The sequence below is a fragment of the Streptomyces sp. TRM68416 genome (genome assembly GCF_014596915.1).
Lineage (GTDB): Bacteria > Actinomycetota > Actinomycetes > Streptomycetales > Streptomycetaceae > Streptomyces.
On sequence record NZ_JACVWU010000108.1, the window covers coordinates 1 to 366 of the forward strand.

The 366-nt window shown below is 67.2% G+C and carries 1 protein-coding gene; it reads left to right on the forward strand.

What is annotated here, in order from left to right; translation table 11 throughout:
* On the forward strand, positions 1-366 hold a 366-nt coding region (locus ICC28_RS40155; RefSeq protein ID WP_188293810.1), incomplete at both ends, for an AMP-binding protein.

A 366-nucleotide genomic window follows, 5' to 3' on the forward strand; every position in this document is an offset into this window, starting at 1 on the left:
TGATCTGCATGCGGTGATGTTGGGTGTGTGGAAGGCGGGGGCGGCGTTCGTGCCGTTGGATCCGGGCTTTCCGTCTGCTCGTGTTGCCGGGATGCTGGCCGACGCTCACGCGACGGTGCTGGTGACGGAACTGGCCCTGGTTCCCTCGGAGTTCCGCGGTCGGACCGTGTGTGTGGATGATCCGGAGGTCGCGGGTGCGGTTGCGGGCGGTTCGGATGCGGCGCCGGGTGTGGTGCTGGATCCGGATGAGTTGGCGTATGTGATTTATACGTCGGGTTCGACGGGGCGTCCGAAGGGTGTGGCGGTCACGCATCGTGGGCTGGCCAATCATCTGGGCTGGGCGGAGCGGGAGCTGGCGGGTGCGGG